Origin of the sequence: Sulfurimonas autotrophica DSM 16294, assembly GCF_000147355.1 — a bacterium.
In the GTDB taxonomy this organism is placed as follows: Bacteria; Campylobacterota; Campylobacteria; order Campylobacterales; family Sulfurimonadaceae; genus Sulfurimonas; species Sulfurimonas autotrophica.
This window is the reverse complement of the sequence record NC_014506.1, coordinates 1,180,568-1,207,541: the sequence shown is the minus strand read 5'-3', so window position 1 is coordinate 1,207,541 and position 26,974 is coordinate 1,180,568. Positions and strand designations below refer to the sequence as shown.

The window sequence follows — 26,974 nt, the reverse complement described above, 5'->3', positions numbered from 1 at the left end:
ATTTAATCAAAGTGTAGAATATTTTTAGCCTGAATCATATCTTTATCACCACGGCCTGATAAATTGACTATGATGAGTTTTCCCTCAATGTTTTTCATTTTTTTCAAGTATGCTACGGCATGAGAACTTTCAAATGCAGGAATTATTCCCTCTTTTTGAGAAAGCCACACAAAAGCATCCAAAGCTTCTTGGTCAGTTACATTGTCATATGAAACTGATTTATTGTCTTTATGAAAAGCATGTTCGGGTCCAATACCCGGGTAGTCAAGCCCCGCACTGATAGAATGCGCTTCAAGAACCTGTCCGTCTTCATCTTGAAGTAAATAACTCATTTGACCATGCAAAACACCCGGACGTCCTTTTTCTAAAGAGCAGCCATGCTTGTTCGTTTCAATACCTAGGCCACCGGCTTCGATGCCAATACATTGTACCTCTTTATCTTCTAAAAAGTGTTGAAATGTACCTATAGCATTACTACCGCCGCCTATGCAGGCTATAACATAATCCGGTAATCTATTTTCTTTTTCCAAAATCTGCGCTCTTGCTTCCCAGCCGATAATTGCCTGAAAATCTCGTACCATCATAGGATAGGGGTGTGGACCTGCAACCGTTCCGATAATGTAAAAAGTATCTCTTGCATTTGTAACCCAGTGGCGGATGGCATCATTCATGGCATCTTTTAATGTTTTACTGCCGCTTGCAACACTGTTTACTTTTGCACCTAAAAGTTTCATGCGAAACACATTGAGTTCTTGTCTCTCTACATCTTTTGCACCCATAAATATTTCACATTCTAAGCCAAGAAGTGCGGCTATAGTTGCAGTTGCGACCCCATGTTGTCCTGCACCTGTTTCTGCTATGACCTTCTTGTAACCTAACCTTTTTGCCATTAATCCCTGTGCGATTACATTATTTATTTTATGTGCGCCGGTATGATTTAAATCTTCACGTTTGAGGTAAACCTTTGCACCGATTTCTTTGGAAATATTTTCGGCATAAAAGAGAGGACTCGGACGACCTACGTAATCTTTCAAATAGTAGTCTACTTCTTTCCAAAAATCTTCATTAAACCGAATAGCTTCATACTCTTCTTTGAGTTGAAGCAGTGCCGGCATGAGTGTTTCAGGAACATAACGACCGCCGAAAATTCCAAAATGTCCATTTTCATCAGGATCATACTTTGAAGGAGTGGGAATATACATTATTATTTAACCTCTATTACTGAATAAACATCAGTTTTGTCTTGTAATTTTTTTATACCGTCTAGGAATGTGAGTCCTAAAATAAAGCAGCATTCTACACACTCGGCACCTGTTTGATTTACGAGTGTTGCTGCTGCATTTGCCGTACCGCCTGTTGCAATTAAATCATCTATCACAAGTACTCTTGCACCTTCTTTTTCTCCAAAAGCATCTATATGTACTTCTATCTCATCTATACCGTATTCTAGTGCATATTTTTCGCTGATAGTCGTGTATGGAAGTTTGCCTTTTTTGCGAATAGGCACAAATCCAAGTCCGAGCATTTGTGCAAGAGCTGCTCCAAATATAAAACCGCGGGCATCAATACCGGCAATATAGTCAAGATTGTACTCTTTATATCTTTGGTATAAATGGTTCATCAAAACACCATACGCTTCTTTATTATTTAGTAAAGTAGTGATATCTTTAAATACAATGCCAGGTTTTGGAAAGTCTTTTATATCTCTAATTGAATTTTTTATGATTTGTTTTTCAGTTTTACTCAGTGTTATCATTTTTATCCTTTATAAAAGCGCATCAATGCGACCCTCTAATGCATTGATTTTTGCATTGAGTCTGTCTACTTCTAGTCTATGTTTTGAGTTTCTCTGTTTTAAAACTTTTAACTCGTTTCTCAGTTTTGTCAGTTCTTCGCTTAATATATCAACATTTCCAAGTGCACGTTGGAGTTGGATTTGGTACTTTCGTATCAAAATTTCCGCCTCTTGAAGCGTTAATTTCATCAAATCATTACTTCTTTGTTCTTTGTTTGTAATACTTTTAAAGTAAAACATTTTTACAAACAGGTATATAGAAACAATGGAGAGTATTGTTAAAAGTGACCATTCCCAAAACATAAAATTTCCTTTATTTTTTAATCAATCTCGATTTTTGCCACTCTTTGAGTATGACGACCGCCCTCAAAACTGCTGGCAATCCATGCATCTATTATAGACTCGGCAACACCTTTTCCGATTATACGTTCACCAAAGCATAAAATATTTGCATCATTATGCCCACGGGCTACAATAGCCGTATATGCATCATGGCAAAGTGCAGCACGGATTCCGTGATGCTTATTTGCTGCCATGCTCATACCGATACCACTGCCGCAGATTAAAATACCTTGTGATTTTTCATCTTCTAAAACGGCAGTTGCAACTTTATGTGCATAATCAGGGTAATCCACTCTGTCTTTTGTAAAGGGGCCAAAATCATGAACTTCATGCCCTTTTGCTTTTAAAAGTTCAACTGTCCAGTTTTTCAACTCTAAACCTGCATGGTCTGTGCCTATATAAAATTTCATCTTTTCTCCTCCTATGATAATAACAAATGTATAATTGCCTGTACCGGCATAAAAAGTACATATTGATTTAATGGTGTCATTAAAATTATAAGTACAATGATAATTCCATATCTGTCATATTTGTAATAAAACTCTGCAATGGAATTTATTTTATATTTTAACGCAAGATGCATTAAAAAATGCCCACCGTCAAATTGTGGAATCGGAAGCAGGTTAAATACTCCTAAAACAATGTTAATAATAAGCAGTTGATATACAAATATATATAAAAATATATAAAAAAGTGAGTCAGCTGTTGTCGGTGTATGCATTGCGGTTAGTGCGATGGCAGCAAAAGCTCCCATCGTAAAATTATAGACTATGCCGGCTAAATCTACTTGTATTGCAGCATTGTAACCGCCTCTGCTGATTACGGTAAAGGTATTAATAGGAACAGGCTTAGCCCAGCCAAACAGGATTCCACCATCTGAACCAAGGAGTATAGGCAGAAAGTACATAGTAGCGGGAACAATGATAGTCCCTACCAAATCTATGTGAGATATTGGGTTAATTGTTAAGCGACCTGCATTTTTAGCTGTCATATCGCCGTACATGTAAGCAACCCATCCATGCATAATTTCATGTCCGATAATTGCAATAGCAAGTGCTAAAACAGCAGCTGCTATTTTAAGTATATCAAGTGAGTCCATAATATTCTTTGTCTTCTTTTTCTCTTTCTTGTATAGCTTTTTTTAAGTGCTCTGGTTTTTCTAATTCAGCAGGAGTTTTTCCTACTCTATCCCATCGGATTTTGTAGTTTTTGTCAATAGAAAAGTAGATAAACCAAGGTGTACCCTCAATGTTTTCATAAGGAACACTGCCCCAAAAACGGCTGTCATTTGAATGGTCTCGGTTGTCACCCATCATAAAATAGTGATTTTTTTCAACTTTAAGAGGGTTTACATAAAAAATCTGGATTGGAAAACGTCCGTTGTTTATGATCTTTGGGTCATGATGAATGCCAGGATGTTTTTTCATATAAGGATCTTTTACCCATAATTTTTCATTATAAACAGCTATATCATAATGTTTATAATTCTTTTTAATCCACTCATCACCCTCTTTAAAGTGAATAAAAAGATTTTTATCTGCCACAAAAAGTTCGTCACCGGGAAGTGCGACACAGCGTTTTACAAAATGCTGTTTAATGTTGCCTGGGTATCTAAATATTACAATATCGCCGCGTTTTGGAGTGTCTCCATCGACAATTTTCAGCTCTTTGCTCCATGGAATGATAGGAATTTCCAAAAATGGAATATAGGGCATAGGAACACCATAAGCAAATTTTTTAGCAAAAAGATGATCTCCTATTAAAAGAGAATCTTTCATACTTCCACTAGGAATTCTAAAAGCCTGTGCAATAAAAAAAATAACAAAAAGAACAATGACAATTGTTCCGGTCCATGAATTTGACCACTTGTAGGCTTTGTGTAAAATTTTCTTCATTTAGCGTTTCTTCTGTGCATTAAGTTTTGCAGCTTTGAGGGTATTGCTCAAAAGCATGGCAATAGTCATAGGTCCGACTCCGCCTGGAACAGGCGTGATATATGAGCATTTTGGAGATACATTGGCAAAATCAACATCACCGACAAGTTTGCCATTGTCGGCTCTGTTAATTCCTATATCTACTATTATTGCACCATCTTTGACCATATCTTCTTTGATTAAGTTAATAACACCGACACCGACAAGAATGATATCTGCATTCAAAGTGTGTTTTTTCAAATCATCTGTAAAAATATGACATACTTCAACAGTAGCATCTGCATTGAGTAAGAGTGCCGCCATCGGTTTGCCGACAATATTTGAAGCGCCGACAACGCAGCAGTTTTTACCTTTTACATCTATATTATATTCACTTAAAAGCTCCATTACGCCCAGTGGTGTACACGGAACAAAACCGTCAAGATTTGTCACAAGACGACCCACGTTGTAAGGATGAAAACCATCAACGTCTTTTGCAGGATCTACAAGCTCAAGTATTTTTGTTGTGTCAATTTGTGGAGGAAGAGGCAGCTGTACGAGTATACCGTCAATATTCGGGTTTTGATTCATCATCGTGATGGTGTTTTCTATCGCATCTTGTGAAATGTCTTGGGGCATTTCATGTGTTACTGAGTAAAAACCGACTCTGTCACATGCTTTTTTCTTCATATTTACATAGGCTTGACTGGCTGGATCTTGTCCAACCAATATAACTGCTAAACCAGGTGTCAGGTCAGTTTCGGCTTTTAATTTGGCAACTTCATTTGTCACATTTTCTTCAATTTTTTTTGCGAGTGCTTTCCCATCAAGAATCTGCATTTAAACCTCTTAAATAATTTTTTTGATATTATAGCGTTTTAAAATAATATTAGGCTAATAATGAAATATATACTTTTTTTAATAACTCCATTGCTTCTTTTGTCCTCAAGTACCTTTATAACACCGATGGAATATGCCTCACAACTTTACAAAAATCCAAGGGGAATAGGCTGTCAAAGCTGTCATGGAGAGAACGGTGAGGGAAAAGTCATAGCAAACTATGTGCATAAAAAAAAGAAAAAAAGCTTCGTCGGTCCGCAAATTAACAATATCGGTTTCAATGAATTTTATCGAGTTCTCAATCAAAGGAAAAGAGGTATGCCAAGATATTTTTTAACTACCCAAGAAATCAAGGCACTTTATTTATATCTGCATAAAAATGATAAGAAGAAAAAAAATGTTAAATAAAATAGAAGAAGCATATAAGAAGAGAGATTTAGCTGCACTAGATGCTTTGGCAGTTCCGACATTCCGCCAGATAAACAAAAAAAACAATTTTAAATCAGTGTTGATGCTCTCTTGTCATAATATTAAACATCTTTCTAAAATAGAAAGCTTGGAAGCTGAGTGTATTATGCTTAACTTGGAAGATGGTGTAAGCAAAGAAGACAAACCTTTTGCGCTTGTTTTGGCAGCCATTTTTCTTTCACAACTTAAAAAAAGTGATAAAAAACTGGTTGTACGGGTAAATGCCTTAGATGAAGGCGGTTATGATGAAATCACTTATCTGAATCAGTTTATGCCTGATGCTATTCGTGTACCTAAAATTAGAAACAGCGATGAAGTAAAAAATGTACTGGCTCTTTTGCATGAAGAGATAGATTTACACCTTTCTATAGAAACAGCAGAGTCCTGGCATAATCTTTCAACCTTGGCAATAAATAAACGTGTAGGGGTGTTTTATTTGGGTATTTTAGACTTATTTGCAGATATGGGACTTTCTCAGAGTTTAATTAATTTGCAAAACCCGACTATGAAATATGTGCTTTCACATTTTTTGATTAGTGCAAAAGCGATGAAAGTGAAGCCTATTTCTTTCGTATTTCAGGAATTTAAAGATTTGCAGACATTTGAGCAATGGTTATTACTGGAAAAAGAGATGGGGTATGATGCAAAAGCATGCATTTCACCACAACAGGTTACCCTTGTTAATAAATTATTTATAAATAAAGAAGAAGATATAAAAAGAGCACAAATTATCGTCAGACTTTTTGAAATGCATAAAGACGAAGGTATAACAGGTTTTGTTGATGAAGAATATGGTTTTATTGACGAGCCTATATATAAAGGTGCTTTGAAACTTTTGCAGGCACGATAGTCTCTGTCATGTAGAGATATAATTTTTTTTAATATTTTAAGTTTAGAGTTAAAAAGTGATGTTATAATTTGAGATATGTGAAAAATCATAGGAGTTAAATAAATGAATTATAAAAGTATTAAATTCAAACTTGTTGCCCTCACAATCGTAGGGCTTATTATACTAGGGGTTTCAATATCTTTAGTCGCAATAGACAAATCGTCAAATGCCTTAGTTCAAGCAAGAATGGATCAGCTCAAAAGTGTTGCTGTCGGTAAAGCTGAAAGTTTAACAGAATATACTGATATGCTTGGCGGTCTTTTAAAGTCAATGGCAAAAGATATAAATACTGTTGAGATATTATGGGCTTTAAGTGACGGGTATGATGCTTTGGAAGATGATATCGGCAGTGATATTGACCTTGATACAGTCACAAACAGACTTAAAAAAAATTATCAGTCTGAATATATCAATAAAATCAATTTTAATTTTTCGAATGTATCTTCAAAAAGAAATGTTAATGCTTATCTTCCAACAAGTAATAATGCAAAATTGGCACAAGAGTTGTATATAGTAGAAAACAAAAATCAAGAAAAAGATAAATTCAGTCAAAATAAAAAATATAAAGATGATTACTCCAAAGAGCATGCCCTGTATCACAGAAAATTTAAAGCTATTGTAGATCAATTTAGAATGGATGATGTCATATTGGCTAATGCTGAGGGGAATGTAGTTTATACAACTGCTAAAAATAAAGATTTTGGTACCAATCTTCTATCGGGGCCTTATAAAAACAGTGTTTTGGCAACTATTTATAAAAAGGCTGTAAAAACAAAACTCGGGCAGATTATTTTTAGTGATTTTGTTCCGTATGAACCCACTTTTAATAAACCTTCGGCGTTTATTGCTACACCATTATATTTCCATGAAGATGTTGAGGGTGTATTGATATTTAAACTGCCGATAAATAAAATCAACAACATTATGAATTTCGGCGGAAAATTTGAAGAGGTAGGGCTTGGAAAGACGGGTGAAGCTTTCTTGGTAGGAAATGATAAATATATGAAAACGAACAGCCGTTTTATAGATCAAATTCATAATGAAAAAGTCAAAATACTTAAGACGACAATTGGAATTTTAAAATTAGACACAGAACCTGTCAAAAGAGTTTTAAATGGTGAAACCGGCGTAATGATGGATGTCGATTACAGAGGAGTAGATATACTTGATGCATATACACCTGTAAACTTCTTTGGATTAAAATGGGGTGTTATTGTTAAAATGGATAAAGCTGAAGCACTTCAAAGTGTTGCCGACACAAGAAACATCATTATCATACTCTCTGTTGTCATTATCCTTATTTTAATTGTCTTGATGATTATTTTTATTCAAAAGCTTGTTATTAATAAATTGACCCTTTTACAAAATGCGGCCTATGATCTGGCAAAAGGCGAGGGGGATTTAACACAGAGTATCAGTCTGCCTGAAGGTGATGAGATGTATGAAGTGGGCAATAACATTAATGCATTCATAGAAAAGGTACGAACAACGGTTGATACTGCAAAACGCATGAGTATGGAAAATGCATCTATCGCTAATGATTTATCAAAAACATCACAAGATATTAAAGAAAAAGCTACACAAGAGGCTACTATTGTTAAAAATGTAACCAATGAAGGTGCAGAGTTGCAAAATGTACTTGAAGTTGCAATCGGTGATGCACAAAGCGTTAAAAATGAGATTGATGAAACAGGCAAACAGCTCTTAAAAGCAAATGAAAGCATCAAAGAACTCGCTTCGGAAGTTTACAGCCGTTCCCAAGTTGAAAGTGAAATGGCTGAAAAACTACAGCAGCTTTCAAGCGATACACAACAGGTTAAGGGTGTTTTAGAAGTTATATCAGATATAGCGGATCAAACAAACCTGCTTGCATTGAACGCAGCTATTGAGGCGGCGCGTGCCGGTGAACACGGACGCGGTTTTGCCGTTGTTGCCGATGAAGTAAGAAAGCTTGCCGAGAGAACACAAAAATCACTCTCAGAGATTAATGCAACGATCAGTGTCATTGTGCAGTCTGTTCAAGATACAAGTGAGCAGATGTCTGAGAATGCAAGTAAAATTGAAGAGCTTTCTACCAATGCACAAAATGTTGAAGCAGAAATAGATACAAGTGTGACATCAATGCAATCATCACTCATCAAAGTCGATAAAACAGTTGAAGGATATGTAGAAAACTCTAAAACCGTCGATCATATGATTCATCAGGTTGAAAATATCAATGAACTCTCCTCAGAGAATACAAAAAGTGTTGACGGCATCTCTAAAGCTTCTCAAAATCTTTCTCAAATGACAGAAAAGCTCAATGAACTTCTTAATGAGTACAGAACGTAATTGTTTTGTGCTTAATACCTTGCTAAATTATAATACACGTTATATCGTATAAGTGTTGTCTCTTTTGGTCTTGGGTATCTGCTGTAGGCATATTCTATAGTTTCTCTGGTTGTATCATCCAAGACATAGTATCCGCTTTTTGAAATGAATCTAAAATCTGACATATCTCCGTTTGGGTGCAGATAAAATTCTATGATATTGCTTCTGTTTACATTTAAATCACGCGGAATGTTTACCCGTGCAACGCGGTTAAGTACCTGTTGTGTTATCCGTCTCATAATTTCTTGATTGTCTAAAATGTACTGCTGTTGTCCGGGGGTAAGTTTACCGAACTCATCACCGTAGAGCTTTTTAATATTTTGAGAAATATTACTGTTGTTGTGAGCTGTTTTTTTCTTAAGATTTTTTTCTTCTTGAGTGGATTTATCTTCATAGAGCCATGAAAGCTTATTTTGCTTTTTTTTCGGTTTTTTTATCTCTTTTGGTTTGGTCTTTTTTTCTAACGGAATATACATTTTTTTATTTGGCAGAGGTTTGACTTTTGGCTTTTGAATGCTTTTCTTTACAACTTTTTGGACTGTTTTTGGCTTATTTAATTTCGGCTTTCTCGGTGTTTTTTTCGGTTCATATTTTACAGGTTTTTGTTTTACTATTTTTTTGAGTTGTGAGCCTTTTGGCATAGGCGGAGCGATAGGAGAAGGTTTTACCTTTTGTTTTGTCAAGCCTGATTTTTTATGTTTTTTGGGCATCTCTTTGAGCGATATTTTTATTCTTTTTTCTTTATGGATTGCTTGTTGTTTGATATCAGGCGTTAAAGTCCACAAGATCCATAAGAGTAAAAATATGATTACATGTATCAGTAATGCAACAAAAAAGGCAAAAGAAGATCTATTCAAAAATAATCCATTTATTATATTTGTGAGATTATATCAAATCAATATTAATAGTACTTAGATATAATTATAAAAAAATAGATACACAAGGTTACAAATGAATACAGAGGCATCAAAAAAAGCATTCCAAGAAGCACAAAGTTTAATCCCGGGAGGCGTTGATTCGCCGGTAAGAGCATTTAAAAGTGTGGGTACGACGCCTATTTTTATCACTGAAGGCAAGGGCGCATACCTTAAAGATGTAGACGGTAATGAGTATGTTGATTATGTGCAGAGCTGGGGACCTTTACTATTTGGTCATCGTGATGAAGCCATAGAGGCTGCTGTGATTGATGCTGTAAAACATGGACTGAGTTTCGGTGCACCGACACTCTCTGAAACAGAACTTGCAAAGCTCGTTGTTGCATTTTTTGACTCAATTGACAAAGTGCGTTTTGTAAGCAGCGGAACAGAAGCTGTGATGAGTGCGATTCGTCTTGCCAGAGGCTTTACAGGGCGTGATGATATTGTAAAATTTACCGGATGCTATCACGGACACAGTGATGCACTTTTGGTTGAAGCAGGAAGCGGTGCGGCAACTTTTGGAAATCCATCAAGCCCGGGTGTCCCGGCTGACTTTACAAAACATACGCTTTTGGCTGAGTATAACAATATCGAAAGTGTCAAAAAATGTTTTGCGGATTCAGATAATATTGCCTGTGTTATTATAGAGCCTATTGCAGGAAATATGGGACTTGTTCCGGCTGATAAAGAATTTTTGCATGAACTTCGTAAAGTTTGTGATGAGCATGGTGCTTTACTTTTGTTTGATGAAGTTATGAGTGGTTTTCGAGCAAGCGTCAATGGTGCTGAATCTATTACAGGGGTGAAACCTGATATGGTAACACTTGGAAAAGTTATAGGCGGCGGTATGCCTGTAGGTGCTTTTGGAGCGCGTGCTGAAATTATGGCAATGCTTTCGCCGGAAGGTCCTGTTTATCAGGCAGGAACATTAAGCGGAAATCCTGTTGCTATGGCAGCGGGATATACAGCATTGACTAAACTCAAGAAAAATGCAAGAGTTATTGCTGTTTTAAACGAAAGAGCAAAAAGATTGGTTGAAGGCATGCAAAATGCAGCCGCAAAATACAATATACCTATGCAGGTCGATACAAGAGGCTCTATGTTCGGCTTTTTCTTTAATGACAAACCTGTAAAGAACTTCAACGATGCCACAAAGAGTGATGCGGATCTTTTTGCAAAATTTCATGCAGGCATGCTTGACAAAGGCTATTATTTTGCCTGTTCTTTATATGAAACAGGATTTATTTCCACTGCAATTACAGATGAGATGATAGAAAATACCATACAAGCAAGTGATGAAGTATTTAAGGAAATAACAAATGCCGGATAATAATCAACAAGATAAGGTGAATAGCGAAGCTAGAGAGAATGCCCTGGGGCAAGAACGTAAACCAAGAATAAAACCCATTGTAGAGGCAGCTGACAGTTTATCTTTGGGTATATCTATGGTTGTAGCGGTTTTACTGGGTGTCGGTATCGGCTGGCTGTTAAAAAGATGGACAGATATCGGCTGGCTCTTTTGGGTCGGCGTTTTTATAGGAATAGCAGCAGCAATTTTAAATGTGTACAAAGCATACTCAAAGCAGTATAAAGAGTTTGAAAAATTAGCTAAAGAAGATAGATATGCGATAAAAAAACAACTCGAAGATGACGAGGATGATGAGGACTACGGTGAAAAAAGCTATTAGTATTTTTTTTGGAGTACAAATTTTAATTTTTATTACATACTTTTATTCTCAAAAAATATTTTTAAATATTGAAATTGCATTTTTAAGCGCATTTTTGATTATACTTGGGTCATCTTTTGCCTACAGAAAAATGATACATTCAAAAATTGATTCGGGTGAATATGAGGAAGATAGAGATGTTTTAGACACGATAGATGACCCGCACGAACTCTATGACAAGGTGAATGACGAAGTCAGAGAAGGTACCCTGGGGTATGATACAGAAATTAATGATGCACCGATAGAGGAGCTGGATTTAAAACAGATAGTCAAAGAGGAAAAAGCAAAAATAAAAACATTGAGTCTTAAAAATGCCAAACACGGCATAAGAGGAAGTTTTGCTATAATGAGACTTGTGCCTTATATATTTCTTATTTTAGGCTTTATAGCATTAAAAAACAATGATGTATTAGATTTGGTATATTATCTGCCGGCGCTGCTTATCGGTATTGTTGCTGGTTCTTTAATTTCGAGAGAAGTATTTGCCTAATCAGTTATCATAGGCAGATTAATAGATATCTTTTTGCCGATATCTACATAAAAATCATACTTTTCTGCAAGCATTTTAATATCAGGAATCATAGATTTATTGATTGCATCTGCTGAAATTGCTATTGAAAAAAGACTATATTTTTTATCATTGAATTTAATATGTTCACCGACTCTGTAGAATATTTTTGTCTCTATACGTTTACTGCTTTGGCACGCTTTGTAGATGAGATTGAGTAGTTTTATAAGATTATTTGCATTAAGTATAACTTCTGGAATGGTAGGGTCATATGATTTTATAAAGGTTATTTCAGAACTGATTGAATTACTTGCGATGCACAGGTCCGTAATTGTGAAAATATTTGTTAGCTCTCCATCAGGCTTTTTGGTATTAATTTTATATGTTGGTGCCTGATATAATTTCATGCCTATTTGATCTTCATCCTCATAACCGACGGTTATAGCAAAAAACTTATATCTGCCATACTCAAGCTCTAAGAATGTAGTTTTGAATCCAAAGGTGATGTTGGCATATGTCTGTGCGAGGCTGAAAAGCTCACTTGGTTGTGCTGAACCAAGTAGAAACTGAGCTTCACTGTTGAGAGATATGATTTTTCCATTAGAACTAAATAAAATAAATGGATTATAATCATTTTCTATCCATTTTTGTTCTAATGTCATATTCATAATTATTCTTCGATATAGTTTTTAAGTTTTCGTCCAACTTTAGGATGTTTGAGCTTTTTAATCGCACTTGATTCAATTTGGCGAACACGTTCACGAGTTACACTAAGTTCCTTGCCGATTTCTTCAAGCGTTCTGTCACTTTCATCATCCATAATTCCAAAGCGGAGTTTGATTACAGCTTTTTCTCTTTCATTTAATTGTTCAAGTACTTGTTCAATTTGAATTCTCAAGTCATCTTTTAGTATCGCATCAGAAGGAGAAAGTGATGTTTTATCTTCTATAAAGTCACCAAATCGACCATCATCTTCACTTCCTATCGGTGCTTCAAGAGATATAGGTTCTTTTGTAATTTTAATAACATTTTTGACTTTTTCAACAGAAAGTCCAACTTCTTTTGCAATTGTATCAACATCGGGCTCTTTCCCGTTTTCCTGCAGGTGTTTACGCATAATTTTATTGATACGGTTAATGGTTTCAATCATATGAATAGGAATACGGATTGTTCTTGCCTGGTCTGCAATAGCACGAGAAATTGCCTGACGAATCCACCATGTAGCATATGTTGAAAATTTATATCCTTTTTGATATTCAAATTTATCAACGGCTTTCATAAGCCCGATATTACCTTCTTGAATAAGGTCAAGGAACGGCAGTCCTCGGTTTGTGTAACGCTTGGCAATAGAAACAACAAGACGCAGGTTTGATTTTGCCATTTTTGTTTTAGAAATTTCAGAAATATTTTTACCACGCTTGATTTGTTCTAAAATATCAGCAAGTTTTTCAGGTTCCATATCAAAACTGTTTTTTGAAGCTTCTTTTGTCTGTACAAGTTTCTTGATTTCCATATAAGTAGAAACCATTGTAGCTTCAGGCACCATATTTGCTATATCTTCTTTGGTTAAGTCTTGGATTTTTTCTACTAAAATTTTATGATTTGCTTTTAAAGTTGCATTAAAAAGTGGAAGTTTGTACTCTAAACGTTTCAGTTCTTTGTCATATCCTTCATCACTTTTTAGTGCCGTTTCCATTGCTTTTACCAGTTCATTTATCAGTTTAGAAGTTGGACCAAGATCAAGAAGCTTTTCTTTGAGTACAGCTTTTTTAAATGTCACTGTCAAGTAATACTGAACAGTTCCTTCTGAGAGCTCGTCACCAAGGTTCTCAGGTACTTTTTCTGCAGCTTTTACCCAGTCTTTTTTTGCTTTTTCTAATGCTTTAAAACTTGTAGAGACTTTATCAACTCTACTTTTGTCTTTTACAGAGAGTGTTTTTTCTGCTGAATCATCATCACTGTCGTCATTGTCATCGCCGTCATCTTTTTCATCTTCAAAGCTTTTAAAGAGCTCTTTAACACGTCTTTCACGGTTAATAAGAGGTTCTTTATAGTCTAAAATAAAGTCTATTAAATATGGCACAGAGCAGATGGCATCAATTATAATACTTTCACCGGCTTCAATTTTTTTTGAAATTTCAATTTCTTCTTCTTTTGTAAGAAGAGGAATTTGACCCATTTCACGCAGATACATACGAACAGGAGAATCTGAACGAGACCATTCAAGAAGTTCATGCTCTTTTAAGATGTCAAACTTGTCAGTTTCATTGTCTTCAAGCATTTTTCTTTGGGCACTTCTGCGTGCTTCAGCTTCTTGATCATTTAATTTTTTAGCATGTTCGCTAGAAGTATAAATACATTTTTTGTTTTTTTGGAGAAGTTTATAAATATTTTTTGCCTGTGCAGCTGTCGGCTGTTTGTCAAAAAATTCGATTAAAGATTCATAAGTGACGCAGTCTTTGGACTTATGTTCTTCAAAAAAAGTCTCTAAAGCTTTGTTGAGTTCTTTTGCTGTCATATGGGAGTATGCTCCAATTGAGTTAAGGTTTTTAAAAGGTGGATTATACCGAAATATTCTTAATAATTGCTTTTTATTGAATGAAATATTTTTGGAACACACTTTGCTAGTAAAATGACAAATACACAAAAACAGGGGCAACAGATGCAAACAGGCTACTATAGTTCTGCTGCTGGAATGGTGACGCAGTTTAACAGACTCGATACTATTGCAAATAATTTGGCGAATGTTAATACAAACGGCTTTAAAGAAGATCAGCTCATAGTTGGCGACTTTATGCGACTTTACAAAGAGGCCAGAGATGAACTTTCAAATGCAAACAACTCTAAAGCGGGTGCGGCATTTCTTAACAGAACAATGACAAGAGCACCGCAGATAGTGGATTCATATACAAATTATTCTGTCGGAAATATGCAGAAAAGTTCAAATTCTCTAGATTTTGCACTCTCACAAGAAGGTCTGTTTTTTGCAGTGAAAACACCTGAAGGTGTCAGACTTACTCGTGATGGTGCCTTTACGTTAAATGATGAAGGGAAGCTTATTACCAAGCAGGGCTATGAAGTGCTTCCAAGTGATTATCAAAATTCACAAGAGGGGATTAGTTTTGCGACAACAGACAGTATTATAGAAGTAGATAAAAATGGTCAGATTTTAACAAATGTTCCAAACAGTGCATCTTTAGTACAAAATAAAAAATTATTTATTGCTCAGCCTGAGAGCCTTAAAGACCTCGTTAAAGAGGGTGACAATCTTTATAAACTCGCAGACATAAATTCTCTTAAAAGTATTGAACAAAGCGGGGCGGTTCGTCAGGGTTTTGTTGAAAAAAGCAATGTCAATGCCGTAAAAATGATGACACAGCTTATAGAGACGAACAGACTTGTAGGTATGTATCAAAAAGCCATGGATACACAGATGAATGATATGAACAAAGATGCAATAGAAAAAATTGCTCGTAAAGCATAAACTAAAGGATAATTAAAGATGATGCAATCACTCTATACTGCTTCAACAGGAATGTTGGGAATGCAGACACAAATTGATACTACAGCGAATAATATTGCCAATGTGAATACTATCGGATTTAAAAAATCTCGTGCTGAATTTGCTGACTTGATGTACCATGTAATGGAATATGCAGGAACTTCAACCAGTGATACAACAAAAAGTCCCACAGGAATTGAGGTTGGATTGGGTGTTCGTCCTACAGCGATTAATAAAATATTTTCCGAAGGATCTTTAAAGCAGACCGATAATAATCTCGATTTGGCTATTACAGGGAAAGGTTTTTTTAAAATGGAACTGCCTGATGGTACGGAAGTATATTCGAAAAACGGTGCTTTTAAAATAGACCAGGACGGAACAGTTGTGAACAGTGACGGATATACATTAATACCTCAGATTGTTATTCCACCTGATGCTACAAATATTAATATTGGTACAGATGGAACAGTAACAGTAATTCAGCCAGGACAGACACAAGCAACACAAATAGGGCAGATTCAAACGACAAACTTTATAAATCCGGCAGGTCTGCATGCTATGGGTGATAACCTTTATATTGAAACAGATAGTTCAGGTCAACCGGTTGAAGGTATCCCCGGAGTTGATGGATTAGGAACGATTAGACAGGGGTTTGTTGAGCTTAGCAATGTTGAGTTGGTAGTTGAACTCACTGACCTGATTACAGGGCAGCGCGCTTATGATGCGAACTCAAAAATCATTACTACCAGTGATGAAATGCTTCAAACTACAAATAATCTCAAACGATAATAATTCCCTGAAATTGCATTGATACTTATTAATATCAATGCCGTTTTTCTCCAGAAAATCATTCTTTAATTAATTTCACATCACAATTTGGATATAATCGCAAAATTATTTAGTTAAAACAATAGGATTTTAGATGCAAAAAGCAAACATAAATGGAAAAGTTTGGAAATTTGGAAAAGATATAGATACAGATTTGATTATTGCTGCAAGATACTTAAACACTTCAGTCCCCGAAGAACTTGCAAAACATGTAATGGAAGATGCTGATCCTGAATTTGTAAATAAAATGATTTCGGGCGATGTCATAGTTGCAGATGAGAATTTTGGTTGTGGAAGTTCTCGCGAACATGCTCCAATCGCACTTAAAGCTGCCGGTGTTGCTGCTATTATTGCACCTACATTTGCAAGAATTTTTTATAGAAATGCATTTAATATGGGACTTCCTATATTTGAATTAAAAGAAGCGACTGAGATTAAAGAGGGTGATGATATCAGTGTTGATATGAATGCCGGTACAATAACAAATAAAAGTACAAATAAAACATACAATTTCACACCAATTCCTGAATTTATGCAAGAACTGATAGATGCAGGCGGTTTAATGAACTTTGCAAAAACTGAAGTAGAAGGTGAAAAATAATGAAATCATATAAAATAGCGCTTATTAAGGGTGACGGTATCGGTCCTGAGATTATTGATGAGGCTGTAAAAGTTTTAGATGCTGTTGCATCATACAGCGGGTTTTCTCTTCAATATGAAGATTTATTGATGGGTGGATGTGCTTATGATATTACAGGTGACCCTCTTCCTCAAGAGACGATTTCAGGGGCATTAAACTCTGATGCTGTTCTTTTTGGTGCTATCGGTGGAGAAAAATGGGACAATCTTCCTCGCGAGAAGCGTCCTGAGAGCGGACTTTTACGTTTTAGAAAAGAACTCGGTGTCTATGCAAATCTTCGTCCTGCCGTTGTATATGATGAACTTGTAAATGCATCTTCTTTAAAACCGGAGATTGTTCGCGGTGTTGATTTGATGGTCGTTCGCGAACTTATCGGTGGCATCTATTTTGGTGAGCCTAAAGGAAGAGATGAAACAAAAGGCTGGAATACTATGGTATATACACGTGATGAAATCGTACGTATAGCTCATCAGGCGTTCAAAATTGCAATGACTCGCGGTAAACGTGTTTGCTCGATCGATAAGGCAAATGTTTTAGATGTTTCTCAACTCTGGAGAGAGACTGTTGAAGAAGTGGCAACAGAGTATCCTGAAGTAGAACTTTCACATATGTATGTAGATAATGCAGCAATGCAGCTTATACGTGATCCTAAGCAATTTGATGTTATGCTTACAGGAAATATTTTCGGTGATATTTTAAGTGATGAAGCAAGTATGCTTTCAGGTTCTATCGGATTATTACCATCAGCTTCAGTTGGTGCTAAAATCGGTGTATATGAGCCTATTCACGGCTCAGCACCAGATATTGCAGGACAAGGGATTGCTAATCCTATTGCAACAATTTCTTCAGCATCAATGATGCTTAAATATGCGCTTAAAGAAGAAAAAGCTGCCGATAAAATTGATAATGCCATTAAAAAAGCATTGAGTGAAGGTTACAGAACAGGAGATTTGGCTCAGTTTGATGCAAAAGAAGTTTGTTCAACGAGTGAAATGGGCTCAATTATTGCAAACTATATAGAAAAATAGGCTGGTTTACTCATGCAGACTCTGACTTTAGCAAATATTTATGAACTTCAAGGCTTAAAAGAAGAAGCTCTTGAGATTTATAAAGAAGTCTTGAAAAAAGATCCAAATAACAGTGATGCTAAAATTGCTATTAGGAGATTGTCTGGTATGAGAAAAAAGTTTTTACATGTAAATACTCAGATGAAAGAGTATTTTTTGAAAATGGACACAGAAGTTGAGTTTAAAGAGTTTGAAAGGTGGTTATTAAAAGCATGGAACTAAAAGATGTAATATTATCAACACTGGCTGAAATGGAAGATGATGCACCCGTAAAGATTGTTCAAGAAATGGTAAAAGAGCCTGCAACAGAAGATATATTTGAAGAAAAGCCTCAACAAATAAATGAAAACAGTGCATCTATGGACAGTGAATTAATGTATTTAAACTCTATAAGAGAAAGACTTTTAGTGCTTTTTGAAGGTTTTCAAGCGCCAAACAACTCAAATATTGAAGCAAAAGTAGATATGACACTTAATTTTTTAGAGTATACACTGGCAACAATAGATGCCCGTGTTGAAAAATTAGAAAAAGGAAACCTGTAGATGAGTCAGTATAGGGTTTTAATAGATGCAAATGATGAAAAAGGACTTGTACATAAGGTTTCAAGTATATTTTATGGTTTTGACCTGAATATTTTGTCAAACAGTGAGTTTGTTGACAAAGAGAGCAATAAGTTTTTTATGCGTAGTGTTGTTGATGGAGATGTTAATAAAAATGAACTTATTAATGCATTGACAGAGGTACTTCCTAATGAGTGCGGTATCAAAGTTGTAGAACCTAAAAAGAAAAATATAATAATTATGGCAACAAAAGAGATTCATGCACTCGGCGATATTCTTATACGTCATGAAGCGGGTGAACTTGAAGCAAATATTGTGGCAGTTATTTCTAACTATAATAATTTAGAATCATTTGTAAGTAAATTTGATATACCTTACATTACTATTTCACATGAAGGTTTAGAGCGCCAAGAGCATGAAAACAAAATTATTGAGGCTATACAAAGCTTTGAGGGTATTGATTTTATAGTTTTAGCAAAATATATGCGAATTTTAACACCGAGATTTGTAGAAACATTCGAGAACAAAATTATGAATATACACCATTCATTTTTACCTGCATTTATAGGGGCAAACCCTTATAAACAAGCCTATGACAGAGGTGTGAAAATCATTGGAGCAACAGCACACTTTGTGAATAACAATCTTGATGAAGGACCGATTATCGCTCAAGAGATTATACATGTAAACCATGCATACAGTTGGAAAGATATGCAGCGTTCAGGAAGAGATGTTGAAAAAGTAGTTCTTTCACGTGCATTAAAGCTTGCTTTAGAAGACAGAATTTTTACTTATGCAAACAGAACGGTAATATTTTAATGTCTTTTAACTTAGTTTTGGTGAATCCTCAAATTCCTAACAATACAGGTGCAATCGGAAGATTATGCGTCAATGCGGGAGCAACGCTACATCTTATCAAGCCTATCGGCTTTGATATAGATGAAAAAGCTGTCCGTCGTGCAGGACTTGATTATTGGGATAAGCTTGATTTGAAAGTGTGGGAAAATATAGAAGAATTTTTTGAGCATAATGACATTACATGTAATGCATACTTTGCTACAACAAAAACAGACAGACCCTATTTTGATGCAGATTTTAAAGAGGGTGATTATATTTTCTTTGGCAGTGAAACAAAAGGAATCCCCGAAGATATTTTAAATAAATATAAATCTCAAAACATTACTATTCCTATGACTAAAGAGGGACGCAGTCTTAATTTGGCAATCAGTACAGGAATAGTCCTTTATGATGCAATACGCCAAAATTATTCTACATTTGAGGAGGCATAAAATAATGAGCGGTTTCTTTGACACACTAATGACAATTTTGTTTGTTTTGTTTATGGTCTTTATATTTGCCGGTTATCACAAAACAAAATCGCAAGAACGTGAAAAAGACAAAGATCTCAAATCCTAAAATAATCTTTCTGCCCAGTTTTCCAAATGGCTTTCAAACTTCTCAAATAAACTTTCTGCATTTTTAATAAGTAATGACATCTTCCATCCTTCTATTGTAAATATGCACTAATATTACAATAATTCAAAAAAAACTTAATAAATATGACAAAATGCCAAATAAATTTTGACATTCTTGAAAATTTAGACTATACTATGGCATATTCAATATAAAAAGGGTTCAAAATGAATAGTTTTTTAGATATCGTTGAAGAGATTAAAAGTATTATCTCTGATGAAATTGCTCCAAAAAAGGTTTTTGACAAAGATGTTGCCGCAGCATTGGGTATTTCACAAATGAATTTTGCAACAATGAAAAAACGCAATAAGATTCCGTTTAATGAATTGTTGGATTTTTGTGCAAAAAGAAGTATATCAATAAATTGGCTGCTTTATGGACAGTCTCCTGAAAGCCTAGTAGAAGCTACAAATAAATTTTACATGGTGAAATACTTTTCTGATGTAAATGCAAGTGCAGGGGGAGGAAGCGATATAGAATGTGAAGAGATAGAAGAACTTGAAATTCCTGAGCAGTTTGTATTTATGTTAGGCGGTGAGCGAGAACTTCAAAATATTGAAGCTATTAATGTCTCCGGTGATTCTATGGAGCCTACTTTTAGCTATAATGATATTGTATTTATTAATAGAAGCAAAACAGATATTAATCGCGGCGGTATTTTTACTATAAGAACAGAAGCGGGGCTTTTTATTAAGCGTGTTCAAAAGCGAATAGACGGAAAACTTGACGTTATTTCTGATAATTCTATATATAATACGCAAACACTCGATGCAAATCAAGTTGAAGTTATCGGCAGGGTTGTCAGTCGATTTGGTGATGTAGATTAAAGGATCTTTTTGAAGTATATTTATTTATGTTTGGCTCTTGTTTTAATGAGTGGGTGTGCTTCAAAAACACCAAAGACTGCAGTCGCTGTACTGCCTCAAGTTGAGTCAGAAAAAATCGAGTTTATAAAGGGTTTTAGTGAAATTTCTCAAGATGTTTCATTTTATACTCATAATATAGATAAAGGGTATATTTCATCTTTAGATAGCTATGAAAAAATGTATTTTCAGCCATGGAATATAAATTCCATGGATATATCATTGCAAGATGCAATGTGGGCGTATGAAGCATTTAACCCAAGTAATAGCTATGGAGAAAATTTACAACCGCTTGATGAAAGCTTTTTTAACAAAATCAAAGAAAATTCCAATTTTGATGCTTATTCAAGTGTTAACAAGCGAGCTATTACACTAAAAAAACTCAATATTAGAGCTTTTCCAACAGATAAACCAGTATTAAGAGACCCAGATAAAGCTGGAGAAGGTTTTCCATTTGATTATATGCAAAATTCCAGTATATCAGCCAATAAGCCAATTTTTGTTTCACATTACTCAAAAGATAGAGCGTGGGCATTTGTAAAATCAAGTTTTGCATATGGATGGGTAAAATCACGGGATATCGTTTATATAGAAAAAAAGTATACAGATATATGGCAAGATGCCCAGCAGGTGTTTGTTACTAAAGATAATGAACCTCTCTATGCACCAAAACAAAACTTTTTATTTAAATCTACGATAGGTACAATGCTTCCTCTTATAAATGAGAATGATGAAAAGTTTCATATTTTAAGTATTGCAAACTATAAGTTAAAAGAACCATATTATATTAACTCTGTGCTATCTAAGACGAATGCTCACAATGGAATCTTGAAATTTAATGCTAAAAATATTAATCTTATTATAAGTGAACTCTTACATGTAAACTATGGCTGGGGTGGTTTATATAACCAAAGAGACTGCTCTTCAACTCTTAGAGATTTTTTTGCACCATTTGGAATTTGGTTACCAAGAAACTCTTATCAACAAAGCAAGGTGGGGAAAGTCATATCTTTACAAAATATGTCAGATGAAGAAAAAATAGTAACCATTAAACAACAGGCAGTCCCCTTTGAAACATTGTTATATAAACAAGGGCATATTGTACTTTATATTGGAACATTTAATGATAAAATCATTATTTTTCAAAATGTTTGGGGTGTGAAAACCATTAAAGATGGTAAAGAAGGAAGGTTTATAATTGGAAAAACTATTTTTAGTACGCTTCAAACAGGCAGTAATTTAAGTTCATTTGATAAAAGTGCATCTTTATTGAAAAATTTAAAAAGTATGAATATTATAACTTTTTAAATACTTAGGCTTTGATATCTAGAAGTGTACCCATCATTTCATCTTGTGTTCTTATCACATTAACATTAACAGTAGTCGCATCCTGCGCAATAATTTCATCTGGAATTTCTTTGGCTAAATCCGTTTGACTCTTTGCTGAGCCATTGCTATCAGTTTCTCTAATGGTAGCACGTACAGAATTTGAGTCATTAGACATTCTTGTGTCTTTTGGCACAAAACCATCTGTATTTACATTTGCAACATTATTTGCAGTTGTATTTAGCATAGTCTGATGAGCACCAATTGATGAGATATTATTTGAAATATTCATATGTAACTCCTTAACTTCTCATATTATAGCATAAACATAAAAGAGAAGAGCCAAAAGGCTCTTAATGAAGTTCTTCGTTAAGCTTGATTTCTCTTGTTGAGCGAGATGCAGTAATCTCACCATTTAGAGAATTCTGTCTAAAGTGAAGACCATTAAAGAAAGCTAATTGTTTTGCTTTGAAAATTTCACCCTCTATAGTAATACCTGTATTTACTTCTCTGATTTTTTCAAGTTCGGAAGCATAAATACCGACTTTTGTACCTTCAAGAATCGCTAAGCCTGCATCAATAATACAGCCGTCACCTAAAGGAATACCACAAACAGAGTTTGCGCCTAATAGGCAGTTTTTACCTATTGAAATTGGGTTTCCGTCTGTACCGCTTAATACGCCGAGAATCGAAGCACCGCCGCCGACATCAGAACCGTCTCCAACAATTGCAGATGATGAAATACGACCTTCAACCATAGAAACACCTGTTGTTCCTGCATTGAAGTTTATGTATGATGCACCTGGCATAACGGTAGTTCCCGCTGCAAGCTGCGCACCAAAACGAACTTTTGAAGTTTCAAGTATACGTGTATTATCAGCAGGAATGATATGTTGTAAAAATCTTGGAAATTTATCTACAAAATCAATATGTGGATACTCATTTGCAAGTTTTAACTCTATTTCAAACTCTCTTAAATAGTCAAGTTCTATCGGTTGGCCGTTTGACCATGCAACATTTGGTAATGCACCAAACGCACCATTAAGATTAATTTCACGTAGTCTTACTTTTGCTAAAGATAGTGCATACAGTTTGAGGTAAGTTGCTTCAACACTTTGGCATGGAGCATCTTCAAAAATAAAGCATACTTTAAATTCACCCTCAAGGCTTCCGCTGTTTACGATTTGAGAATAAAGCGCTGAAATGACCTGAATATTTTTATGAGCATCGCCATGTGCTTCATCTGAGTAAGGAGTAAAAGCATTTAAACAATCTTTTAAAAATTGTAAATTAATATCATATACTACTTCATTTTGTGTAAAGTCTATTTCAATGCCTTGATCTGCAAGTGCCTGTATAAAAATCGCAGCACTGCCGAAATTTTCATCCCAATTAATAATTGGATATGTCGCCTGAAGAGATTTATCTACATTTAACTGCCCTAAATCGACTCTTGCTATACCAAAAGCTAAAGGGTCCTTATAGCCTTTTGTTGTTGATTTTATATTTTCTACCAATGCTTTAAAAGCATCTGCTGTTTGAATAACTTCCATTGAATTCTCGCTTAATTAATTTGTTTTGCAATTATACTTAAAAACTACTAACGAAGTTTAGTATATAATAAAATAAAAAGAGAATATTGTGAATACGTGGCTTGAACTATTAAAAAATGATGATTATCTTGGTATAAAAAAATATCTTAAAAATGGTGCTGATATATCAGAGACGAATGAAGCCGGAGAATCAGTGCTTGCCTGTGCTTTAAGAGCAGGATGTGAAAAAGAGATATTGATGCTTTTAACAGAAAATGGTGCTGATATTTTTGATGTTGATGATGAGGGTGTGAGTGTTTTTGATATAGCAATTACTTATGATAATGCTTATATGGTGAACTACTTGATAGAGCAGGGCAAAGATGTTAATGATACAACAAGAAAAAGCGGTTTTACAGCCTTAATGGGGGCAGCATGTTATGGAAGAATAGAAATAACAAAAATTCTTTTAGAAAATGGAGCTGACCAAAATGCGAGAGATTCAAAAGGTTTCAGCGCCATAGACTTTGCAAGAAAAATGAACAAAAAAAGTATACTAGCTCTTTTTGATTATGATGAAAATAGTCCTAAAAACAGAGGATATGCAAGATAAGCTAGTCAAAAAACTTTCCTTGTTTTGTGTTATCTAGTGGTTTTCTTTTTTCTTTTGTAAGCCACTCTTGCAATAAGAACTCAACAACCTTGCTTAAACTCATTTTATAGCGACTACGTGAATATTTCATTGCCTCATCCCATGTACTTTTATCAATTAATAGACTTCTTGTTACTTCATCTTTGGGTTTCAATTGTATCCTTTTATGATGCCTGCAGAAGTTTTATAAAACTTCTGTAACTATCAACGATTTTTTGATTTTTTGTATTTTGTATATAAAACTCTATTGCTTTTTTTCCAAGCCTTGGAATCTCATTTTTTACGGCCCAACTACTGACTGTGCCTTCTGGTACTTCAAGGACTTGGGCAAGTTGTTTTTGTGTAATATTGAGTTCTTTACAAATTTCTTTGACAATATTTGATTTGTTTTTTTTGATTTTTTTGTTTACAGGTTGTAATTTTGTTGGTTTGGACAATTCTTGTTGTTCAACTGTGTCACAATTGTGCTCTATCCAAGAAAGGACCTCAGATGCTTTTAGAATCCAATCGCGAGAATTGAGTTTTTTAACAATATTTTCACAAAACTGCTCTGCATATTTTGTTGAAGTTTCTTTATTGCTAAGTTGATAAAGTATTGCAAAAGCAAGCTGTAAAGCTCCTTTTGATGTGTTCCCCCAATCAAAACCATTTTTGGAGTGTTTGTATATGTCCGCTCGAGTAGGTAAGTCAAGTTCTCTATATGTTACAAATTTATTGCCAAGCAAAGTTCGGTGACCTTTGAAGACATGATTATTCATTATTAATGCCATGGTGTTATTTTCTCTTATTATATTTTAAAAGTGTAATGATGTTCCTCTTCTTCTTTAAACTCATCTTTATGAGATGTGAAAGTCATACGATAAACAACATATATAAAACTAAAAAGCAATAAAAGTACCAATAACCAAACTAACATGATAAAATTCCTTGACTTATGATATTACTAAATCGGCGAGAAAAAATTTATGTTAATGTAAATGGTATATTTTTGTGAGTTAACTCTTCTTGGAACATATTAAAATATTTTTTGACTTCTTCATTGTTTGTTCCGCTAAGAGAGAGTTCTATGTTTGGTTTTTTATCTATAAAAATGGGTAAAGAAGAAAGCTCGACACTCTTTGGAAGCTGTTGCATTAGGCCTATCAGTGTATTTTCACTTGTCTTGGCCTTTAGTGTATATCTGTATTTTTGTTTAGATTTGTTAAAATATTTTTTTATAATTTCACTAACCATAGGGTGTGACATAGATGGAAATCCCGGCATAAAAAAGAATCTGTCATCTAAAGAAAATCCGGACATATTATTTACTGGGTTATGCAAAAGTTTTGCATTTGGCGGTAAATCTGCCATATGAATTCGGTGTGGAAATGCCTCATCGCCAAATTTTTCTATAATATCATGTTTAAACTTTTCATGAGTTGCTGGTTTAGAGTTTCGAAAAACTACAGATGCCACTTCTCTTGTTAAGTCATCTGGCGTAGAACCGATACCTCCAAAAGAAAACATTACTGCACTTTTATCTTCTTTTATCATTGTGTATGTACGTTTCATAAGTTCGGTATCATCTTTTATCACAAAAGAGCCAAAGATCTCATGTCCATATTTTGCAAGCTCATTTTTAAGAAACTCAAAATGTTTATCAACACGTCTACCGTTAAGGATTTCTGTTCCTATTATTACTGCATAAAAATTCATCATATCACTTTTTGGCATAATTATAGTATTATTTCATAAATAATTAATAAGGACAGAAAATGTCATATATAGAAAAATTAGAAGAACTGTTGACAAAAAGCGTTATTCCAGATATCACAGACAGATTGGATGAAATTTTTGAAGAAATAGCAGGGAATAAAGAAGCAACACAAGATGCAAAAGAAGAAATTGAAGAACTTCGTGAATTTAAATCTGATTTGGAAGATGTCGTAGAAGAGATAAAAAACGGTGATATGGAAGAAGAAGAAGCAAAAGAACTTGTTGCTGATATATTGTCCGCGCAAGAAGGTGAAGCTGAAGAAGAATTTGGGTTCGTAGAAGAAGAGTAGTTTATAGCTAAAATTAAATTCATTTGTATATAATTTCAAGAATAAATTAAAGGAAAAAAAGTATGAGAATAATTCTTTTAGGCGCTCCAGGTGCCGGAAAAGGTACGCAAGCACAATTTTTAACTAAGAAGTATAATATCCCTCAAATCTCTACAGGGGATATGTTAAGAGCTGCGATTAAAGCCGGTACAGAGATGGGTAAAATGGCAAAAGCTGCTATGGATGCGGGACAACTTGTAACAGATGATATTATCATCGGGCTTGTAAAAGACAGAATTGCACAGGATGACTGTAAAAATGGCTACCTCTTAGACGGTTTCCCTCGTACACTGCCTCAAGCAGATGCAGTTACTAATGCAGGTATTGAAATTGATGCAGTTATAGAGATAGATGTTGCTGATGAAGAAATTGTAAAACGTATGTCAGGACGACGTGCACACTTGGCAAGCGGTAGAACCTATCATGTAATATATAACCCGTCAAAAATTGAAGGTAAAGATGATGAAACGGGTGAAGATTTAGTACAACGCGATGATGACAAAGAAGCAGTGGTTCTTGACCGTCTAAAAGTTTACCATGAACAAACTGAACCGTTAATAGGTTACTATAAAGCGTTGGCGAAGAAGAATCCTAACTTAAAATACATAACGGTTGACGGTACTGCCGACATCGCCGATGTGGAAAAAGCTATAGTTTCAGAATTAGGTGAGTAGCCTC

Annotated in this window: 36 protein-coding genes; 20 read left to right on the top strand and 16 right to left on the bottom strand. The window is 34.8% G+C overall.

Features of this window, described 5'->3' with window-relative positions; genetic code table 11:
- Positions 1-2 precede the first annotated feature (2 nt).
- From trpB to folD, 7 genes are read right to left on the bottom strand one after another with little or no spacing between them, the layout of a single operon-like run.
- Entirely contained in the window at positions 3-1,202 is a 1,200-nt protein-coding gene (trpB, locus tag SAUT_RS06260; protein ID WP_013327033.1) for a tryptophan synthase subunit beta, read from the bottom strand.
- 2 nt (positions 1,203-1,204) lie between these two features.
- On the bottom strand, positions 1,205-1,756 hold the full coding sequence (locus SAUT_RS06255; RefSeq protein ID WP_013327032.1) for an adenine phosphoribosyltransferase: 552 nt from the start codon (positions 1,754-1,756) through the stop codon (positions 1,205-1,207).
- A 9-nt stretch (positions 1,757-1,765) separates the two neighbouring features.
- On the bottom strand, positions 1,766-2,098 hold the full coding sequence (locus SAUT_RS06250; protein ID WP_013327031.1) for a hypothetical protein: 333 nt from the start codon (positions 2,096-2,098) through the stop codon (positions 1,766-1,768).
- A gap of 17 nt (positions 2,099-2,115) precedes the next feature.
- Positions 2,116-2,547 (bottom strand): ribose 5-phosphate isomerase B, encoded by a 432-nt coding sequence (gene rpiB, locus SAUT_RS06245; RefSeq protein WP_013327030.1) that lies wholly within the window; start codon positions 2,545-2,547, stop codon positions 2,116-2,118.
- A gap of 11 nt (positions 2,548-2,558) precedes the next feature.
- Entirely contained in the window at positions 2,559-3,236 is a 678-nt protein-coding gene (locus SAUT_RS06240) for a site-2 protease family protein (RefSeq protein WP_013327029.1), read from the bottom strand.
- On the bottom strand, positions 3,223-4,032 hold the full coding sequence (gene lepB / locus SAUT_RS06235; protein WP_013327028.1) for a signal peptidase I: 810 nt from the start codon (positions 4,030-4,032) through the stop codon (positions 3,223-3,225). The genes SAUT_RS06240 and lepB overlap by 14 nt, the downstream gene beginning before the upstream one ends.
- Positions 4,033-4,890 (bottom strand): bifunctional methylenetetrahydrofolate dehydrogenase/methenyltetrahydrofolate cyclohydrolase FolD, encoded by an 858-nt coding sequence (folD, locus tag SAUT_RS06230; protein ID WP_013327027.1) that lies wholly within the window; start codon positions 4,888-4,890, stop codon positions 4,033-4,035.
- Positions 4,891-4,950: 60 nt separating this feature from the next.
- On the opposite strand from folD, the gene SAUT_RS06225 reads away from it, so the two are divergent.
- The 3 genes from SAUT_RS06225 (at position 4,951) to SAUT_RS11575 (ending at position 8,578) form a co-directional block, all read left to right on the top strand.
- A complete protein-coding gene (locus SAUT_RS06225; protein ID WP_013327026.1) occupies positions 4,951-5,298 on the top strand; it encodes a c-type cytochrome in 348 nt (115 codons plus the stop codon).
- Positions 5,288-6,208 carry an HpcH/HpaI aldolase/citrate lyase family protein gene (locus SAUT_RS06220; protein ID WP_013327025.1) on the top strand — a complete coding sequence of 307 codons (921 nt, stop codon included), beginning with the start codon at positions 5,288-5,290 and terminating at the stop codon, positions 6,206-6,208. Before SAUT_RS06225 ends, SAUT_RS06220 begins: the two co-directional genes overlap by 11 nt.
- Positions 6,209-6,310: 102 nt before the next feature.
- On the top strand, positions 6,311-8,578 hold the full coding sequence (locus SAUT_RS11575; protein ID WP_013327024.1) for a methyl-accepting chemotaxis protein: 2,268 nt from the start codon (positions 6,311-6,313) through the stop codon (positions 8,576-8,578).
- Between the two features lie 11 nt (positions 8,579-8,589).
- On the opposite strand, the gene SAUT_RS06210 is transcribed toward SAUT_RS11575, so the two are convergent.
- Complete coding sequence (locus tag SAUT_RS06210; RefSeq protein ID WP_013327023.1) at positions 8,590-9,474, bottom strand: energy transducer TonB; 885 nt, start codon at positions 9,472-9,474, stop codon at positions 8,590-8,592.
- A gap of 94 nt (positions 9,475-9,568) precedes the next feature.
- On the opposite strand from SAUT_RS06210, the gene hemL reads away from it, so the two are divergent.
- The 3 genes from hemL to SAUT_RS06195 are packed head-to-tail and all read left to right on the top strand — an operon-like array spanning position 9,569 to position 11,751.
- Positions 9,569-10,864 (top strand): glutamate-1-semialdehyde 2,1-aminomutase, encoded by a 1,296-nt coding sequence (hemL, locus tag SAUT_RS06205; RefSeq protein WP_013327022.1) that lies wholly within the window; start codon positions 9,569-9,571, stop codon positions 10,862-10,864.
- A complete protein-coding gene (locus SAUT_RS06200; protein ID WP_013327021.1) occupies positions 10,854-11,222 on the top strand; it encodes an AtpZ/AtpI family protein in 369 nt (122 codons plus the stop codon). Before hemL ends, SAUT_RS06200 begins: the two co-directional genes overlap by 11 nt.
- The gene (locus SAUT_RS06195) at positions 11,206-11,751 is read left to right on the top strand and encodes a hypothetical protein (protein ID WP_013327020.1); all 546 of its coding nucleotides are present in this window, start codon (positions 11,206-11,208) and stop codon (positions 11,749-11,751) included. The genes SAUT_RS06200 and SAUT_RS06195 overlap by 17 nt, the downstream gene beginning before the upstream one ends.
- Here SAUT_RS06195 and SAUT_RS06190 read toward each other — a convergent pair.
- Together SAUT_RS06190 and rpoD are read right to left on the bottom strand one after the other, a co-directional pair.
- Positions 11,748-12,437, bottom strand: coding sequence for a hypothetical protein (locus tag SAUT_RS06190; RefSeq protein ID WP_013327019.1), 690 nt, complete (start codon positions 12,435-12,437; stop codon positions 11,748-11,750). The two genes, SAUT_RS06195 and SAUT_RS06190, sit on opposite strands and share 4 nt — an antisense overlap.
- Positions 12,438-12,439: 2 nt before the next feature.
- Entirely contained in the window at positions 12,440-14,287 is a 1,848-nt protein-coding gene (gene rpoD, locus SAUT_RS06185) for an RNA polymerase sigma factor RpoD (RefSeq protein WP_013327018.1), read from the bottom strand.
- Between the two features lie 144 nt (positions 14,288-14,431).
- Here rpoD and SAUT_RS06180 point away from each other — a divergent pair, with 144 nt between their 5' ends.
- The 11 genes from SAUT_RS06180 to SAUT_RS06135 all read left to right on the top strand — a co-directional run bounded on the left by SAUT_RS06180 (position 14,432) and on the right by SAUT_RS06135 (position 22,010).
- A complete protein-coding gene (locus SAUT_RS06180; RefSeq protein ID WP_013327017.1) occupies positions 14,432-15,253 on the top strand; it encodes a flagellar hook-basal body protein in 822 nt (273 codons plus the stop codon).
- Positions 15,254-15,271: 18 nt separating this feature from the next.
- A complete protein-coding gene (gene flgG, locus SAUT_RS06175) occupies positions 15,272-16,060 on the top strand; it encodes a flagellar basal-body rod protein FlgG (protein ID WP_013327016.1) in 789 nt (262 codons plus the stop codon).
- A 133-nt stretch (positions 16,061-16,193) separates the two neighbouring features.
- Positions 16,194-16,700: a 3-isopropylmalate dehydratase small subunit gene (locus SAUT_RS06170; RefSeq protein WP_013327015.1), complete on the top strand. Its 507-nt coding sequence runs from the start codon at positions 16,194-16,196 to the stop codon at positions 16,698-16,700.
- Positions 16,700-17,767, top strand: coding sequence for a 3-isopropylmalate dehydrogenase (gene leuB / locus SAUT_RS06165; RefSeq protein WP_013327014.1), 1,068 nt, complete (start codon positions 16,700-16,702; stop codon positions 17,765-17,767). The genes SAUT_RS06170 and leuB overlap by 1 nt, the downstream gene beginning before the upstream one ends.
- Positions 17,768-17,779: 12 nt before the next feature.
- Positions 17,780-18,028 carry a tetratricopeptide repeat protein gene (locus SAUT_RS06160; protein WP_013327013.1) on the top strand — a complete coding sequence of 83 codons (249 nt, stop codon included), beginning with the start codon at positions 17,780-17,782 and terminating at the stop codon, positions 18,026-18,028.
- Positions 18,019-18,348 carry a CiaD-like domain-containing protein gene (locus tag SAUT_RS06155; protein WP_013327012.1) on the top strand — a complete coding sequence of 110 codons (330 nt, stop codon included), beginning with the start codon at positions 18,019-18,021 and terminating at the stop codon, positions 18,346-18,348. The genes SAUT_RS06160 and SAUT_RS06155 overlap by 10 nt, the downstream gene beginning before the upstream one ends.
- Positions 18,349-19,185 (top strand): formyltetrahydrofolate deformylase, encoded by an 837-nt coding sequence (gene purU / locus SAUT_RS06150; protein ID WP_013327011.1) that lies wholly within the window; start codon positions 18,349-18,351, stop codon positions 19,183-19,185.
- The gene (locus tag SAUT_RS06145; RefSeq protein ID WP_013327010.1) at positions 19,185-19,655 is read left to right on the top strand and encodes a tRNA (cytidine(34)-2'-O)-methyltransferase; all 471 of its coding nucleotides are present in this window, start codon (positions 19,185-19,187) and stop codon (positions 19,653-19,655) included. Before purU ends, SAUT_RS06145 begins: the two co-directional genes overlap by 1 nt.
- 4 nt (positions 19,656-19,659) lie before the next feature.
- Positions 19,660-19,782 carry a DUF3149 domain-containing protein gene (locus SAUT_RS11170; RefSeq protein WP_013327009.1) on the top strand — a complete coding sequence of 41 codons (123 nt, stop codon included), beginning with the start codon at positions 19,660-19,662 and terminating at the stop codon, positions 19,780-19,782.
- A 224-nt stretch (positions 19,783-20,006) separates the two neighbouring features.
- Positions 20,007-20,666: a LexA family transcriptional regulator gene (locus SAUT_RS06140; RefSeq protein WP_013327008.1), complete on the top strand. Its 660-nt coding sequence runs from the start codon at positions 20,007-20,009 to the stop codon at positions 20,664-20,666.
- 9 nt (positions 20,667-20,675) lie between these two features.
- Positions 20,676-22,010 carry an NlpC/P60 family N-terminal domain-containing protein gene (locus SAUT_RS06135; RefSeq protein WP_013327007.1) on the top strand — a complete coding sequence of 445 codons (1,335 nt, stop codon included), beginning with the start codon at positions 20,676-20,678 and terminating at the stop codon, positions 22,008-22,010.
- Positions 22,011-22,014: 4 nt separating this feature from the next.
- Here SAUT_RS06135 and SAUT_RS11165 read toward each other — a convergent pair whose 3' ends face one another.
- Both SAUT_RS11165 and SAUT_RS06125 read right to left on the bottom strand, forming a co-directional pair.
- Positions 22,015-22,320: a flagellar basal body protein gene (locus tag SAUT_RS11165; RefSeq protein WP_013327006.1), complete on the bottom strand. Its 306-nt coding sequence runs from the start codon at positions 22,318-22,320 to the stop codon at positions 22,015-22,017.
- A 61-nt stretch (positions 22,321-22,381) separates the two neighbouring features.
- Positions 22,382-23,581: a tetrahydrodipicolinate N-succinyltransferase N-terminal domain-containing protein gene (locus SAUT_RS06125; protein WP_013327005.1), complete on the bottom strand. Its 1,200-nt coding sequence runs from the start codon at positions 23,579-23,581 to the stop codon at positions 22,382-22,384.
- A gap of 88 nt (positions 23,582-23,669) precedes the next feature.
- On the opposite strand from SAUT_RS06125, the gene SAUT_RS06120 reads away from it, so the two are divergent.
- Entirely contained in the window at positions 23,670-24,173 is a 504-nt protein-coding gene (locus SAUT_RS06120) for an ankyrin repeat domain-containing protein (RefSeq protein WP_013327004.1), read from the top strand.
- A 1-nt stretch (position 24,174) separates the two neighbouring features.
- Here SAUT_RS06120 and SAUT_RS06115 read toward each other — a convergent pair whose 3' ends face one another.
- Genes SAUT_RS06115 through SAUT_RS06105 form a run of 4 tightly spaced genes read right to left on the bottom strand, consistent with a single transcriptional unit; the run spans position 24,175 to position 25,925 of the window.
- The gene (locus SAUT_RS06115) at positions 24,175-24,366 is read right to left on the bottom strand and encodes a hypothetical protein (protein ID WP_013327003.1); all 192 of its coding nucleotides are present in this window, start codon (positions 24,364-24,366) and stop codon (positions 24,175-24,177) included.
- Positions 24,367-24,376: 10 nt separating this feature from the next.
- Positions 24,377-24,970, bottom strand: coding sequence for a DUF6166 domain-containing protein (locus SAUT_RS06110; protein ID WP_245534090.1), 594 nt, complete (start codon positions 24,968-24,970; stop codon positions 24,377-24,379).
- Positions 24,971-24,999: 29 nt separating this feature from the next.
- On the bottom strand, positions 25,000-25,128 hold the full coding sequence (locus tag SAUT_RS11570; RefSeq protein ID WP_013327001.1) for a hypothetical protein: 129 nt from the start codon (positions 25,126-25,128) through the stop codon (positions 25,000-25,002).
- Positions 25,129-25,175: 47 nt separating this feature from the next.
- Positions 25,176-25,925, bottom strand: a complete 750-nt coding sequence (locus SAUT_RS06105; protein ID WP_013327000.1) for a competence/damage-inducible protein A — start codon at positions 25,923-25,925, stop codon at positions 25,176-25,178.
- Between the two features lie 41 nt (positions 25,926-25,966).
- Between SAUT_RS06105 and SAUT_RS06100 the strand changes: the two genes are divergently transcribed.
- Positions 25,967-26,257, top strand: coding sequence for a hypothetical protein (locus SAUT_RS06100; protein ID WP_013326999.1), 291 nt, complete (start codon positions 25,967-25,969; stop codon positions 26,255-26,257).
- A gap of 62 nt (positions 26,258-26,319) precedes the next feature.
- Entirely contained in the window at positions 26,320-26,970 is a 651-nt protein-coding gene (gene adk, locus SAUT_RS06095; protein ID WP_013326998.1) for an adenylate kinase, read from the top strand.
- Positions 26,971-26,974 lie beyond the last annotated feature (4 nt).